General features: G+C 72.5%; 13 protein-coding genes. 2 read left to right on the top strand and 11 right to left on the bottom strand.

What is annotated here, in order from left to right:
- Nucleotides 1-4: 4 nt before the first annotated feature.
- The gene (locus ACFIF2_RS14025) at nt 5-2,530 is read right to left on the bottom strand and encodes an ATP-dependent Clp protease ATP-binding subunit (RefSeq protein ID WP_053134935.1); all 2,526 of its coding nucleotides are present in this window, start codon (nt 2,528-2,530) and stop codon (nt 5-7) included.
- Between the two features lie 430 nt (nt 2,531-2,960).
- On the opposite strand from ACFIF2_RS14025, the gene ACFIF2_RS14020 reads away from it, so the two are divergent.
- Nucleotides 2,961-3,575, top strand: coding sequence for an SCO3374 family protein (locus ACFIF2_RS14020; RefSeq protein ID WP_395572933.1), 615 nt, complete (start codon nt 2,961-2,963; stop codon nt 3,573-3,575).
- 38 nt (nt 3,576-3,613) lie between these two features.
- On the opposite strand, the gene ACFIF2_RS14015 is transcribed toward ACFIF2_RS14020, so the two are convergent.
- From ACFIF2_RS14015 to ACFIF2_RS13970, 10 genes are all read right to left on the bottom strand, one after another.
- Nucleotides 3,614-3,949 carry an Lsr2 family protein gene (locus ACFIF2_RS14015; protein ID WP_043371913.1) on the bottom strand — a complete coding sequence of 112 codons (336 nt, stop codon included), beginning with the start codon at nt 3,947-3,949 and terminating at the stop codon, nt 3,614-3,616.
- 307 nt (nt 3,950-4,256) lie between these two features.
- Nucleotides 4,257-4,766, bottom strand: a complete 510-nt coding sequence (locus ACFIF2_RS14010; RefSeq protein WP_395572932.1) for an amino-acid N-acetyltransferase — start codon at nt 4,764-4,766, stop codon at nt 4,257-4,259.
- A 9-nt stretch (nt 4,767-4,775) separates the two neighbouring features.
- Nucleotides 4,776-5,186, bottom strand: a complete 411-nt coding sequence (locus ACFIF2_RS14005; protein ID WP_395572931.1) for a BlaI/MecI/CopY family transcriptional regulator — start codon at nt 5,184-5,186, stop codon at nt 4,776-4,778.
- A gap of 141 nt (nt 5,187-5,327) precedes the next feature.
- A complete protein-coding gene (locus ACFIF2_RS14000) occupies nt 5,328-5,510 on the bottom strand; it encodes a hypothetical protein (RefSeq protein WP_395572930.1) in 183 nt (60 codons plus the stop codon).
- Nucleotides 5,511-5,533: 23 nt separating this feature from the next.
- Nucleotides 5,534-6,196, bottom strand: a complete 663-nt coding sequence (locus tag ACFIF2_RS13995; protein WP_395572972.1) for a hypothetical protein — start codon at nt 6,194-6,196, stop codon at nt 5,534-5,536.
- 142 nt (nt 6,197-6,338) lie between these two features.
- Complete coding sequence (locus ACFIF2_RS13990; RefSeq protein ID WP_395572929.1) at nt 6,339-7,136, bottom strand: type III pantothenate kinase; 798 nt, start codon at nt 7,134-7,136, stop codon at nt 6,339-6,341.
- 4 nt (nt 7,137-7,140) lie between these two features.
- Nucleotides 7,141-8,121 (bottom strand): carboxylating nicotinate-nucleotide diphosphorylase, encoded by a 981-nt coding sequence (nadC, locus tag ACFIF2_RS13985; RefSeq protein WP_395572971.1) that lies wholly within the window; start codon nt 8,119-8,121, stop codon nt 7,141-7,143.
- Nucleotides 8,122-8,126: 5 nt separating this feature from the next.
- Entirely contained in the window at nt 8,127-9,860 is a 1,734-nt protein-coding gene (locus ACFIF2_RS13980) for an L-aspartate oxidase (RefSeq protein WP_395572928.1), read from the bottom strand.
- On the bottom strand, nt 9,857-10,858 hold the full coding sequence (gene panC / locus ACFIF2_RS13975; protein ID WP_395572927.1) for a pantoate--beta-alanine ligase: 1,002 nt from the start codon (nt 10,856-10,858) through the stop codon (nt 9,857-9,859). The genes ACFIF2_RS13980 and panC overlap by 4 nt, the downstream gene beginning before the upstream one ends.
- Nucleotides 10,855-11,943 carry a Rossmann-like and DUF2520 domain-containing protein gene (locus tag ACFIF2_RS13970; protein ID WP_395572926.1) on the bottom strand — a complete coding sequence of 363 codons (1,089 nt, stop codon included), beginning with the start codon at nt 11,941-11,943 and terminating at the stop codon, nt 10,855-10,857. Before ACFIF2_RS13970 ends, panC begins: the two co-directional genes overlap by 4 nt.
- Before the next feature lie 179 nt (nt 11,944-12,122).
- Here ACFIF2_RS13970 and ACFIF2_RS13965 point away from each other — a divergent pair, with 179 nt between their 5' ends.
- Nucleotides 12,123-13,367 carry a threonine aldolase family protein gene (locus ACFIF2_RS13965; protein ID WP_395572925.1) on the top strand — a complete coding sequence of 415 codons (1,245 nt, stop codon included), beginning with the start codon at nt 12,123-12,125 and terminating at the stop codon, nt 13,365-13,367.
- The last annotated feature ends 4 nt before the right edge of the window (nt 13,368-13,371 follow it).

The following is a 13,371-nucleotide window of genomic DNA, read 5'->3' as shown; positions in this document are numbered from 1 at the left end:
AGGGCTACGCCTCCTTGCTCAGGTTCGGTCCGGCGCCGCCGGCCGCCTGCTCGATCGGCGGGACGTCGGGGAGCGCCGACTTCTCCTCACCCCGGAAGGTGAAGGTCTGGGTCTCGCCCTCGCCCTCGGTGTCCACGACCACGATGTGACCGGGACGCAGCTCGCCGAAGAGGATCTTCTCCGACAGCGTGTCCTCGACCTCGCGCTGGATGGTGCGACGCAGCGGACGCGCGCCCAGCACCGGGTCGTAGCCCTTCTTGGACAGCAGCTCCTTGGCGGACTGGGAGAGCTCGATGCCCATGTCCCGGTCCTTGAGGCGCTCGTCGACCTTGTCGATCATCAGGTCGACGATCCGCAGGATGTCGGCCTGGCTGAGCTGCGGGAAGACGACCACGTCGTCGACGCGGTTGAGGAACTCGGGCCGGAAGTGCTGCTTCAGCTCGTCCTGGACCTTGTTCTTCATGCGCTCGTAGTTGGTCTTCGTGTCGCCCGCGGCGGCGAAGCCGAGGTTGAAGCCCTTGGAGATGTCCCGGGTGCCGAGGTTGGTCGTCATGATGATGACCGTGTTCTTGAAGTCCACGACCCGGCCCTGGGAGTCGGTCAGGCGACCGTCCTCCAGGATCTGCAGCAGCGAGTTGAAGATGTCCGGGTGGGCCTTCTCGACCTCGTCGAAGAGGACGACGGAGAACGGCTTGCGGCGGACCTTCTCGGTCAGCTGGCCGCCCTCTTCGTAGCCCACGTAGCCGGGGGGCGAACCGAAGAGACGCGACACCGTGTGCTTCTCGCTGAACTCCGACATGTCGAGGGAGATCAGCGCGTCCTCGTCGCCGAAGAGGAACTCCGCGAGCGCCTTGGACAGCTCGGTCTTACCGACACCGGACGGACCGGCGAAGATGAACGAACCACCGGGGCGCTTCGGGTCCTTCAGACCGGCACGGGTACGGCGGATCGCCTTGGACAGCGCCTTGACGGCGTCGACCTGGCCGATGACCCGCTTGTGGAGCTCGTCCTCCATGCGCAGCAGGCGGGACGACTCCTCCTCCGTGAGCTTGAAGACCGGGATGCCGGTGGCGGTCGCGAGGACCTCGGCGATCAGCTCGCCGTCGACCTCGGCGACGACGTCCATGTCACCGGCCTTCCACTCCTTCTCCCGCTTGGCCTTGGCGGCCAGGAGCTGCTTCTCCTTGTCGCGGAGGGAGGCGGCCTTCTCGAAGTCCTGCGAGTCGATCGCGGACTCCTTGTCGCGGCGGACGCCGGCGATCTTCTCGTCGAACTCGCGCAGGTCCGGCGGCGCGGTCATCCGGCGGATGCGCATCCGGGAGCCGGCCTCGTCGATCAGGTCGATCGCCTTGTCCGGCAGGAAGCGGTCCGAGATGTAGCGGTCGGCGAGGGTGGCCGCCTGGACCAGGGCCTCGTCCGTGATGGAGACGCGGTGGTGCGCCTCGTACCGGTCGCGCAGGCCCTTGAGGATCTCGATCGTGTGCGGCAGCGACGGCTCCGCGACCTGGATCGGCTGGAAGCGGCGCTCGAGGGCCGCGTCCTTCTCCAGGTGCTTGCGGTACTCGTCCAGCGTGGTCGCACCGATGGTCTGCAGCTCACCGCGGGCCAGCATCGGCTTGAGGATGCTCGCGGCGTCGATGGCGCCCTCGGCGGCACCCGCGCCGACCAGCGTGTGCAGCTCGTCGATGAACAGGATGATGTCGCCGCGGGTGCGGATCTCCTTGAGGACCTTCTTCAGGCGCTCCTCGAAGTCACCGCGGTAGCGGGAGCCGGCGACCAGGGCGCCGAGGTCCAGGGTGTAGAGGTGCTTGTCCTTGAGGGTCTCGGGCACCTCGCCCTTGACGATGGCCTGCGCGAGGCCCTCGACGACGGCGGTCTTGCCGACGCCGGGCTCACCGATGAGCACCGGGTTGTTCTTGGTGCGGCGGGACAGCACCTGCATGACCCGCTCGATCTCCTTCTCGCGCCCGATGACCGGGTCGAGCTTGGACTCGCGAGCGGCCTGGGTGAGGTTCCGGCCGAACTGGTCGAGGACCAGGGACGTGGAGGGCGTGCCCTCCGCAGGACCGCCGGCGGTGGCGGTCTCCTTGCCCTGGTAACCGGAGAGCAGCTGGATGACCTGCTGCCGCACCCGGTTGAGGTCGGCGCCCAGCTTGACCAGGACCTGGGCGGCGACGCCCTCGCCCTCACGGATCAGGCCGAGCAGGATGTGCTCCGTGCCGATGTAGTTGTGACCGAGCTGGAGGGCCTCGCGGAGCGACAGCTCCAGGACCTTCTTGGCACGGGGGGTGAAGGGGATGTGACCCGACGGGGCCTGCTGGCCCTGCCCGATGATCTCCTCCACCTGCTGGCGGACCGCCTCGAGCGAAATCCCGAGGCTCTCAAGGGCCTTGGCGGCGACACCCTCACCCTCGTGGATCAGGCCCAGGAGGATGTGCTCGGTGCCGATGTAGTTGTGGTTGAGCATCCGGGCTTCTTCCTGAGCCAGGACGACAACCCGCCGCGCGCGGTCGGTGAACCTCTCGAACATCGTTAATCGCTCCTCAGAGCGGTCAGGCAGTAAGGGGAACTTCCCCTCCCTGTCCTTCCGCAGCTTAGTCCCGCAAGCGGGGACCGCTCATTCCAACTGCCGACACCGTCGATGGCCTCCTGACCCCTGACGCCGACATCTGCCACAACCCGATGGTGCGAGACGATGTTCCCGCAGGCCAGGCACTTACCCCACTCGCCAGTACGCCGATGGCGAACGTGAGACGGCCCAATCCGCGCGTCGCCCCCTCCCACTAGGGATGTCTTACCCGCTGGGACGGACACTCCATGCCGCGCGCACCGGTTCCCTCCGCTACGGGCGAACAACGTCGCGCCTCCCCGCACTCCCGCACGCCCCCTTTTTCCGCACTCTGCGCATTCGTAGCACCACCCAGCGTAACCCGGAGCCCGTTCGGGCTGTTGCACTTGGCATGGTTGGCGCCCCGCCCTCGGTCCCCCTGGTGCCGCTCCCCCGTCGGCCGCCCGAAGCGCGCGGCGGCGGGTGGGAGCGGGTGCGGTCGTGGTACGAGGACGTGCTCGGCTGGCCGACGGCGCCGGGGGCTCCGGTACGGCTGCGCGCGGGCGTCCGCTTCGACGTTCTGGACGTTCCGGCCGAGGCCGGGCACGCGGCTCTGGAGCGGCTCGGGCGCGCGGGCCCGGCGGCGTGCGGACCCGGGTTCCCGGTGGCCGTCCGGGGCGGCCGGATGTGGCTGTTCGTGGCGGCGGGCGGCGCGGACGAGCTGCCCGGCCTGCTGGAGTGGCTGGAGTGGGGCTCGCTGCCGCTCGACCTGACGGCGGCCGGCGCGGGCACCCTCGTGGACGCCCCCCTCGGCCCCGTGCCCCTCGGCGGCCGCGATGACCGTGCGGACCTGCGGGGGGCCGCTGTGTGGGTGCGGCCCCCGGAGCCGGGGTGCGAGGACGAGGACTCGCTGCCGGCCCTGTCGGCCACGGGGGGCCCGGGGGCCGGCCCCGATCTCGCACGGCTGGTCCGCACGCTGGCGACTCAGTGCCACCGGGTCCGGCTCTCCCCGCCGGCGGCGCGCTGAGTACGTGCGGGGCGGAACCTGTCGTGCGGGCCGGGTGATCAGCCGTTGGCCTTCTCGTACGCCTCGCGGATGATCGCGGGAACCCGGCCGCGGTCGTTGACCTCGTATCCGTTCTCCTTGGCCCAGGCGCGGATCGCCGCGGTGTCCTGGCTGCCGCCGGAGGAGGCGCGCGCCTTGCCGCGTCCGCCCGAGGCACGGCCCCCGGTGCGACGACCACCCTTGACGTAGGGCTCGAGCAGGCCGCGGAGCTTGTCCGCGTTGGCGGTGGTGAGGTCGATCTCGTACGTCTTGCCGTCCAGCGCGAACGTCACGGTCTCGTCTGCCTCGCCACCGTCGAGGTCGTCGACAAGAAGGACCTGAACCTTCTGTGCCACCGGATTTCCTTTCATCGATAACGTGAGGGCGGGAGATCCGCCGGCGTCCGCCGTATCGCCGCCCTTGTTATATGCAGTACTGCAGTACGTCGGAAAGCAAACCGCTTTTGCCGGAAAAACACAAACCCCCGGTGGAGACCGGTAGCCCGGCACCGGGCCGGAAAGATACGCGTTTCGGACATAGGGAACCCGCGCGAACCCGCGAACGGCCCCTCGATGGAATAAACCTGGCGAAGGGATGCGAAGAGCGGCCGATGTGAAGAGCCGCCGATGCCCGCCGATGCGCGGTGATCACGGATGCGGGCGATCACAGATGCAGAAGCATCCGGCTGTTGCCCAAGGTGTTCGGTTTCACTCGTTCGAGCCCCAGGAACTCCGCTACGCCCTCGTCATAGGAACGCAGCAGCTCCGCGTAGACATCGGTGTCGACGGGCGTCTCCCCGATCTCCACGAAGCCGTGCTTGCCGAAGAAGTCCACTTCGAAGGTCAGGCAGAAAACCCGGCGAACACCGAGCCAGCGCGCGGTCTCCAGCAACTTCTCCAGCAACTGATGTCCGACGCCGAGGCCCTTCAGTCCGGGCTTCACCGCGAGAGTCCGTACTTCCGCGAGGTCTTCCCACATGACGTGCAGGGCGCCGCAGCCGACCACCTCGGCGTTGCCGTCCCGTTCCGCGACCCAGAACTCCTGGATGCTCTCGTAAAGCGTCACCATCGCTTTGTCGAGCAGGATGCGGTCGCGGACGTACGTGTCGAGGAGCCGGCGTACGTCCGGGACATCGCTGGTGCGGGCCCGCCGGACGGTGATGGCTTTAGACATGTGGGGACGCTATCGCTCGCCCGCGTCCGGTACCGAGCCGGGGTTGGGCGCGGGCGTTTCCGGTCCCTGCACGATGCGGATGGCGTCCCTGAGCGCCTCGCGCTGTTCCTCGCTCATCATGCCGAAGAAGGCGATGAGGGCGGCGGTCGGGTTGTCGCTCTGGGACCAGGCGTCGTTCATCAGCGCGGCGGCGTAGGCGGCGCGGGTGGAGACCGCCTCATATCGATAGGCCCGGCCTTCCGCCTCGCGGCGGACCCAGCCCTTCTGGTGGAGATTGTCCAAAACGGTCATCACCGTGGTGTAGGCGATGGACCGTTCCTGTTGCAGATCTTCCAGGACTTCTCGAACGGTCACGGGGCGGTTCCACTTCCACACCCTCGTCATGACCGAGTCTTCGAGTTCTCCCAATGGGCGAGGCACGCTCTGCACGATAGTGGGAGATCCGGGTGATGGCGTGCCGGACGTGCGCTTCTGATGGTAAATGGTCACAAAAAGGGCGTACGACTCCTCGCGGTGGGCGAGGAGTCGTACGCGGGTGGGTGCGGGCGCGGGGCGCCCCGGTCAGGTCTCGTTGCGTGCCGCGGGCGCCTGGCGGGCGCCCTCCGCCCGGGCGAGGGCGGCGTCGACGGCCGCGTCCTCCTTGGCCTTGTTGGCGCCACCCTGGGTCTTCACGATCACCCTGATCACGCCGATGAAGAACACGGCCATCACGGCCGGGGGCAGGAGCGCGGAGACGTAGTCCATGGCTCCAGGGTAGCCAGCCGCCGTCAGCCGGCGGCGAGGTGGTGCCGGGAGCCGGGGGCGGGCGGGGCCGGCTTGCGGCGGGGGAAGACCTCGCCCGGGGTGGGGACGGGGCGCTTGGGGGCGGCCGGGGAGGGGTGGGGCGCGGGCTTCTCCGCCGGTTTCTGGGAGGGCTTCTTGTCGGGCTGCTGGCCGCCCGGGAGGGCGTGGAGGCGCGTGCGGGCGGCGGGGACGGTGGGGGTGAGGGTGGGGGTGGGGACGGGGCTGGGGGTGGGGGCGACGGTGGCCGCCGGGACCGGGACCGGGGCGGGGGCCGCCGCCGGGGCGGGGACCATGGCGGGAGGCGCGGTGGCCGGGACGCCGCAGCGGGCCAGGAGGGCGGCCGCGGCAGGGTTCCCGCGCAGGGCGCCGAGGGCGGCGAGGTCGTCCGCGTCCGGGCGGTGTCCGGCGCCCAGCGCCTCGTCCAGGAGCGCCAGGTAACCGGTGGCCGTGCCGGGGAGTGCGGCGCGGTACCGGGAGAGGTCGGCCACCAGGAAGGCGCGCAGCCGGGCGCTCTCCCGGATCGCCTCGTCCAGCGACTCTGCGAGGCGGAGGCAGTCCTGGGCCTCCTGAGCCGAGACGGGGGTGGGGTTCAGGGCGAGGGCGAGGGCGCGCCGGAGCACACGCAGCTCCTGAGCACCGAACGCCATGCCGCCGCGGGATCCGTAGGGCGTGGGCATGGGGCGACGATACGCGCTAATCAGACAAACCCGGCATAGGGGGCGGGCGCGGCGTGCCGCCCCGGCACCTCCGGGACGGCACGGGGACGCCGGGAGGCGCCCCCGTCGGCACCTACATGCGGGACACGTTGCGTTCGTAGACCAGGCGGAGCCCCATCAGGGTCAGCCACGGCTCGTGCTCGTCGATGACCGAGGACTCCCCCAGCACCATCGGCGCCAGCCCGCCCGTCGCGATGACCGTGACGTCGTCCGGGTCGTCGGCCAGTTCGCGGGCCATGCGGTTGACGACCCCGTCGACCTGGCCCGCGAAGCCGTAGATGATCCCGGACTGCATCGCCTCGACCGTGTTCTTGCCGATCACGCTGCGGGGACGCGCCACCTCGATCTTGCGGAGCTGGGCGCCCTTTACGCCGAGCGCCTCCACCGAGATCTCGATGCCGGGGGCGATGACCCCGCCGATGTACTCCCCGCGCGCGCTGACCGCGTCGAACGTCGTCGCCGTGCCGAAGTCCACGACGATCGCCGGACCGCCGTACAGCTCGACGGCCGCGACGGCGTTGATGATGCGGTCGGCGCCGACCTCCTTCGGGTGGTCGGTGAGGATGGGGACGCCCGTCTTGACGCCCGGTTCGACGAGGACGGCGGGGACGTCGCCGTAGTAGCGGCGGGTGACCTCGCGCAGCTCGTGCAGGACGGAGGGGACCGTCGCGCAGATGGCGATGCCGTCGATGCCGTCGCCCAGCTCGTCGCCGAGCAGGGGGTGCATGCCCATCAGGCCCTGGAGGAGGACCGCCAGCTCGTCGGCCGTGCGGCGCGAGTCGGTGGAGATGCGCCAGTGCTCGACGATGTCCTCGCCGTCGAAGAGACCGAGGACGGTGTGGGTGTTGCCCACGTCGATGGTCAGCAGCATGGCTCTACTCCGCCGCTCGCAGGTCCAGGCCGATGTCCAGGATCGGGGAGCTGTGCGTGAGCGCCCCGACGGCCAGGAAGTCGACGCCCGTGGCCGCGTACGCCTTGGCGTTGGTGAGGGTCAGGCGGCCCGAGGCCTCCAGCGCGGCCCGGCCGGCGACCAGGGCGACGGCCTCCTCGCACTCGTCCGGCGTGAAGTTGTCCAGGAGGATCAGGTCGGCGCCCGCGTCCACGACCTCGCGGAGCTGGTGCAGGGTGTCGACCTCGACCTCGATGGGCACGTCGGGGAAGCGTTCGCGGACGGCCTGGAACGCCGCCGCCACGCCGCCGGCGGCCACCACGTGGTTGTCCTTGACCAGGGCCGCGTCCGAGAGGGACATCCGGTGGTTGACGCCGCCGCCGCAGCGGACGGCGAACTTCTCGAGGCCGCGCAGGCCGGGGGTGGTCTTGCGGGTGTCGCGGACCTTGGCCTTCGTGCCCTCCAGGGCGTCCGCCCACGCGCGCGTGGCGGTCGCGATGCCCGACATGCGGCACAGGAGGTTCAGCGCGCTGCGTTCGGCGGTGAGGAGGTCGCGGGTGCGGGTGGTGACGGAGAGGAGCTTCTGGCCCGCCTCGACGCGGTCGCCGTCCTCGACGTGGCGTTCCACCTCGAACTCGTCCGTGCAGACGACCGACATCACCGCCTCGGCGACCCTGAGGCCCGCCACGACGCCGGCCTCCCGCGCGGTGAAGTCGGCGGTGGCCACGGCGTCCTCGGGGATGGTCGCGACCGTCGTCACGTCCACGCCGCCGGCCAGGTCCTCCTGGATGGCGACGTTCGCGATGTCCTCGACCTCCACCGGGTCGAGTCCCGAGTCCAGCAGGAGGGCGGCGAGCGCGGGGTCGAGGCCGCACTCCATGTAGCTCTCTTCGTCGGTGTCCGCGCCGCAGGCGCAGCCGTCGCCGCAGCCTCCGGCGGAGGCGAGGGGAAGGTCGGAGGGGTTCACTGCTGTCACTGCTCCTGGGGACGGTGCGTCGGCTGGGCGCTGTGGGTGGTCGGGGGGAATTGTGACGTGTCCGTGGTGTGCAGGGCGAGGGCGCGGTCCGGGTTCAGGCGTACGACGATGTGGCGGCGCCACGTCGGGTCGTCGCGGTCCGCGTGGTCCTCGCGCCAGTGGCAGCCGCGGGTCTCCTCGCGCCGGGCGGCGGCGGCCACCAGGACGCGCGCCACGCACAGGAGGTTGGTGGCCTCCCAGGTGTCGACGCCCGGCTCGGACGTCTTGCCGTTCTCGTGCAGGGCCTCACGGGCCTCGGCGTGGAGGTGGTGCAGCTGGTCCGCGGCCCGGGTGAGGGAGGCGGCCGAGCGCAGGACGCCGGCGCCCTCGGTCATGATCCGCTGGATCGTGAGGCGGGACTCGGGCGGCAGGAGGGGGTGCGAGGGCTGCTCCGCCCGCGGGAGCGGGGCCGGTACGGGGGCGGGGAGGGTGCCGGCCGCGTGGCCCGCCGCGATGTCGGCGGCGATGCGCTCGGCGTAGACCAGGCCTTCGAGGAGCGAGTTCGAGGCGAGGCGGTTGGCGCCGTGCACACCGGTGCAGGCGACCTCGCCGCACGCGTACAGGCCGGGGACCGTCGTACGGCCGCGGGCGTCGGTGCGGACGCCGCCGGAGGCGTAGTGGGCGGCCGGGGCTACCGGGATCGGCTCGGTGACCGGGTCGATGCCGTGCGCGCGGCAGGCGGCGAGGATCGTGGGGAAGCGGTGCTCCCACATCGCCGCGCCGAAGTGGCGGGCGTCCAGGTACATGTGCTCGGCGCCCCGCTCCTGCATGCGGCGCGTGATGCCCTTGGCGACGATGTCGCGGGGCGCCAGTTCGGCCAGCTCGTGCTGCCCCACCATGAAGCGCACGCCGTCGGCGTCCACCAGGTGGGCGCCCTCGCCGCGGACCGCCTCCGAGACCAGCGGCTGCTGGCCCTCGGCGTCCGGGCCGAGGAAGAGGACGGTGGGGTGGAACTGGACGAACTCCAGGTCGCTCACCTCGGCGCCCGCGCGCAGGGCGAGCGCGACGCCGTCGCCCGTGGAGACGGACGGGTTCGTCGTCGCCGAGAAGACCTGGCCCATGCCGCCGGTGGCCAGGACCACGGCCGGGGCGTGGACCGCGCCGACGCCGTCGTGCTGGCCCTCGCCCATGACGTGCAGGGTGACGCCGGCGGTGCGGCCGTCGGCGTCGGTGAGGAGGTCCAGGACGAGGGCGTTCTCGATGGTGCGCATCCCGCGCGCGCGGACCGCCTCGACCAGGGCGCGGGAGATCTCCGCACCGGTGGCGTCACCGCCGGCGTGGGCGATGCGGCGCCGGTGGTGGCCGCCCTCGCGGGTGAGGGCAAGGCCGCCCTCGGTGGACTCGTCGAAGTGCGCGCCGGTCGCGATCAGGCGGCGTACGGCGTCGGGGCCCTCGGTGACCAGGATGCGGACCGCCTCCTCGTCGCACAGGCCCGCGCCGGCGACCAGGGTGTCGTCCAGGTGCTGCTCGGGGGTGTCGCCCTCGCCGAGTGCGGCGGCGATGCCGCCCTGGGCCCAGCGGGTGGAGCCGTCGTCGAGGCGGGCCTTGGTGACGACGACCGTCCGCAGGCCCTCGGCCTCGCAGCGCAGGGCGGCGGTGAGGCCGGCGACGCCGGAGCCGACGACCACCACGTCCGCGGCGATGGCCCAGCCGGGCGCGGGGGCGTGCAGTCGTATGCCTGTGCTGGTCACGAGGCGGCTCCGAAGGTGAGGGGGACGTTGTCGATCAACCGGGTCGCGCCGACCCGGGCGGCGACGGCGAGGACGGCCTCGCCGGTGTGGTCGTCGCCGATCTCGGTGAAGTCGGACGGGTCGACCAGGGCGAGGTAGTCCAGCTCCAGCGGCGGGTCGAGGCGGGCGGCGTCGTCCAGGACCAGGCGGGCGGCGGCGCGGACGGCCGTGGCGCTCGCCGGGGCCGACGTGGCGACTGCGTGCGCGTCGGCCGCCGCGCGGGACTCGCCCAGGGCGCTGAGCGCCTCGGCACGCGCGTGCGTGGCGGGCACCTCGCGGGCCCGCGCGCGCAGCGCCTCCTGGGCCGCGTGCCGGTCCTGGCCGGCGAACAGCGCCTGGGAGAGGGCGAGCGCGGTGCGGCGCTCCTGGGGCGAGAGGTAGCGGTTGCGGCTGGACAGGGCCAGGCCGTCGTCCTCGCGCACGGTGGGGACGCCGACGATCTCCACGCCGAAGTTCAGGTCGCGGACCATGCGGCGGATCAGCGCGAGCTGCTGGGCGTCCTTCTGGCCGTAGAGGGCGAGGTCCGGGCGGGTGAGGTGGAGCAGCTTGGCGACGACGGTGAGCATGCCGTCGAAGTGGCCGGGGCGACTGGCGCCCTCCAGGCGTTCACCCATCGGGCCGGCGGTGACGCGCACCTGGGGCTCGCCGCCGGGGTACACCTCGTCGACGGACGGGGCGAACACGGCGTCCGCGCCCGCCTGCCCGGCGATCTCCAGGTCGGCGTCCAGGGTGCGCGGGTAGCGGTCGAGGTCCTCGCCGGCGCCGAACTGGAGCGGGTTGACGAAGACGGTGACGACGACCTCGCCGCCGGGGCCGGCCAGGTCGCGGGCCGTGCGGATCAGGGTGGCGTGGCCCTCGTGCAGGGCGCCCATGGTCATCACCACGGCCCTGCGGCCGTGCCGCACGCGCGCGTGCAGGTCTCCGGCCGTGCGCAGCAGGACGGGCGGGGTGGTGGTCATCGGACGTCTCCCTCGGGGCCGTCGGTGTCGCCGGGGCGGTCGGTGTCGCCGCTGCCGCCGGTGCTTCCGGTGCCGTCGGTGCTCTCGGTGTCGCCGGGGCGGTCGGTGTCGCCGGTGTTCTCGGGGGAGCTGTTGTCCGGCGGGGTGCTCGGGTCCTCCGGGGCGGTGCCGACCGCCGGGACCGTTCCGTCGGCGAGTACCCCGAGGAGGTCCTCGGCGAGTTCGGCCTTCAGCAGGCCGTGGTCGAGGGCTCGGTCGGCGGTCGCGCGGGCCATCGCCAGGTAACCGGCGACGGCCTGCGGGGCGTGCGTACGCAGCTCCACGATGTGCGCGGCGACCGTGCCCGCGTCGCCGCGCGCCACGGGGCCGGTGAGGGCGGCGTCGCCGGAGCGCAGGGCGTTGTCGAGGGCGGCGCCGAGCAGCGGGCCGAGCATCCGGTCGGGGGCCTCGACACCGGCCGTGCGCAGCAGCTCCATGGACTGGGCGACGAGGGTGACCAGGTGGTTGGCGCCGAGGGCGAGCGCCGCGTGGTAGAGCGGGCGCCTGTCCTCGGCGATCCACTCCGGCTCGCCGCCCATCTCGATGACCAGGGCCTCCGCGGCCAGCCGCAGTTCCTCGGGCGCGGTGACGCCGAAGGAGCAGCCGGCCAGGCGCTGGACGTCCACGGGGGTGCCCGTGAAGGTCATCGCCGGGTGCAGGGCCAGCGGCAGGGCGCCGGCGCGCAGGGCGGGGTCCAGGACCTTCGCGCCGTACCGCCCGGAGGTGTGGACGAGCAGCTGGCCCGGTCGCACCGCCCCGGTCTCGGCGAGCCCGGCGACCAGGCCGGGCAGGGCGTCGTCGGGGACGGTCAGCAGGACCAGCTCGGCGCGCCGGAGGACCTCGGCGGGAGTCACCAGCGGCACGTCGGGGAGCAGCGCGGCGGCCCGGCGCCTGGAGGTGTCGGAGACCCCCGAGACGGCCACCGGGCGGTGCCCGGCGAGCTGGAGGGACGCGGCGAGCGCGGGACCCACGCGTCCGGCGCCGACGACGCCTACGGTGAGCCGCGCGGGGCGGTCCCTGGGATCTGGCTGTGGGGTTGTGTTCACGCGACGGCGGCCTTCCCGTTCCAGTCCGCTCGGGGTACCGGACGATTTCTCGTCATGTTAACGCGATTGGTCCGGGGGGTGTCCGGTTGTCCACAGGCTGTGGGTTTCCGTACGGGGGTGACGCTCACCCGTACGTGAACCGGGTGCCCGCGGCGGCGTCCGCACGGCATGATCCGGACATGAGCGATACGGCGGTACAGGCGGAGCGGTCCGGAACGGCGGAACGGGACGAGCGGCGGGCCGGGGAGCCGCCCGGGGCGACGGCGCCGGAGGAGCGGCGGGCGCGTCTGAGGGAACGACGCGTGGCCGCCCACCGGGCCGCCCGGCGCGTACTCGTCGAACCGGGATTCGCCACGACCCTGCGCGAGCGGCTCGCGCTGCTGGACGGGGCCGCCGAGCTGTACGACCTCGACGAACCGTCCGACATCTACGGCAACGGCATCGTCGAGGCCCTGGAGGAGAAGACCGCCGCACTGCTCGGCACGGAGGCCGCCGCCTTCTTCCCGACCGGCACCATGGCACAGCAGGTGGCGCTGCGCTGCTGGGCGGGCCGCACCGGCGACCCGGTCGTCGCGCTGCACGGACTCAGCCACCCCCAGATGCACGAGCGCGACGCCTTCAGCGTCGTCAGCGGGCTGCGGCCGGCGCGGTTGACCGGCGAGCCCCGGCTGCCGACCGCCGACGAGGTACGCGACTTCGAGGAGCCGTTCGGGGCGCTGATGCTGGAGCTGCCGCTCAGGGAGGCCGGTTTCCTGCTGCCCACCTGGGAGGAGCTCACCGGGGTCGTCGAGGCCGCGCGGGAGCGCGACGCGGTGGTCCACTTCGACGGGGCCCGCCTGTGGGAGTCCACCGTCCACTTCGGCCGCCCCCTGGCCGAGATCGCGGGCCTGGCGGACAGCGTGTACGTCTCGTTCTACAAGTCCCTCAAGGGGTACGGCGGCGCCGCCCTGGCCGGCCCCCGGGCGCTGGTGGAGGAGTCGAAGGCCTGGCGGCACCGGTACGGCGGCGCCGTGTTCCAGCAGTTCCCGACGGTGCTGTCGGCGCTGGCCGGCCTGGAACGCGAACTGCCCCGGCTGCCCTCGTACGTGACCCACGCGCGCGTGGTGGCCGCCGCGCTGCGCGAGGGCTTCGCGGCGGCCGGGCTGCCGTGGGCGCGGGTGGTTCCCGAGGTACCGCACACCCACGAGTTCCAGGTATGGCTGCCGTACGACGCCGAGGTCGTCGGCGAGGCCGCGGTCCGGCAGGCGGAGGAGACGGGGACCCTGCTCTTCTCCCGGGGCTGGAGCACCACCGTGCCGGGCCTCGCCGTCACCGAGGTCGGGATCGACACGGCGGGGCTGCGGTGGACGGCCGGCGACGTGAGGGCGGCCGTCGCGGACTTCGCGGCACGGCTGGAGGGCTGCCCGGCGTATCGGCAGACGTAGGAGC

It is taken from the genome of Streptomyces sp. BK79 (genome assembly GCF_044142145.1).
GTDB lineage: Bacteria > Actinomycetota > Actinomycetes > Streptomycetales > Streptomycetaceae > Streptomyces.
The sequence above is the reverse complement of the archived record's forward strand: the minus strand, read 5'-3'. Positions and strand labels throughout refer to the sequence as shown.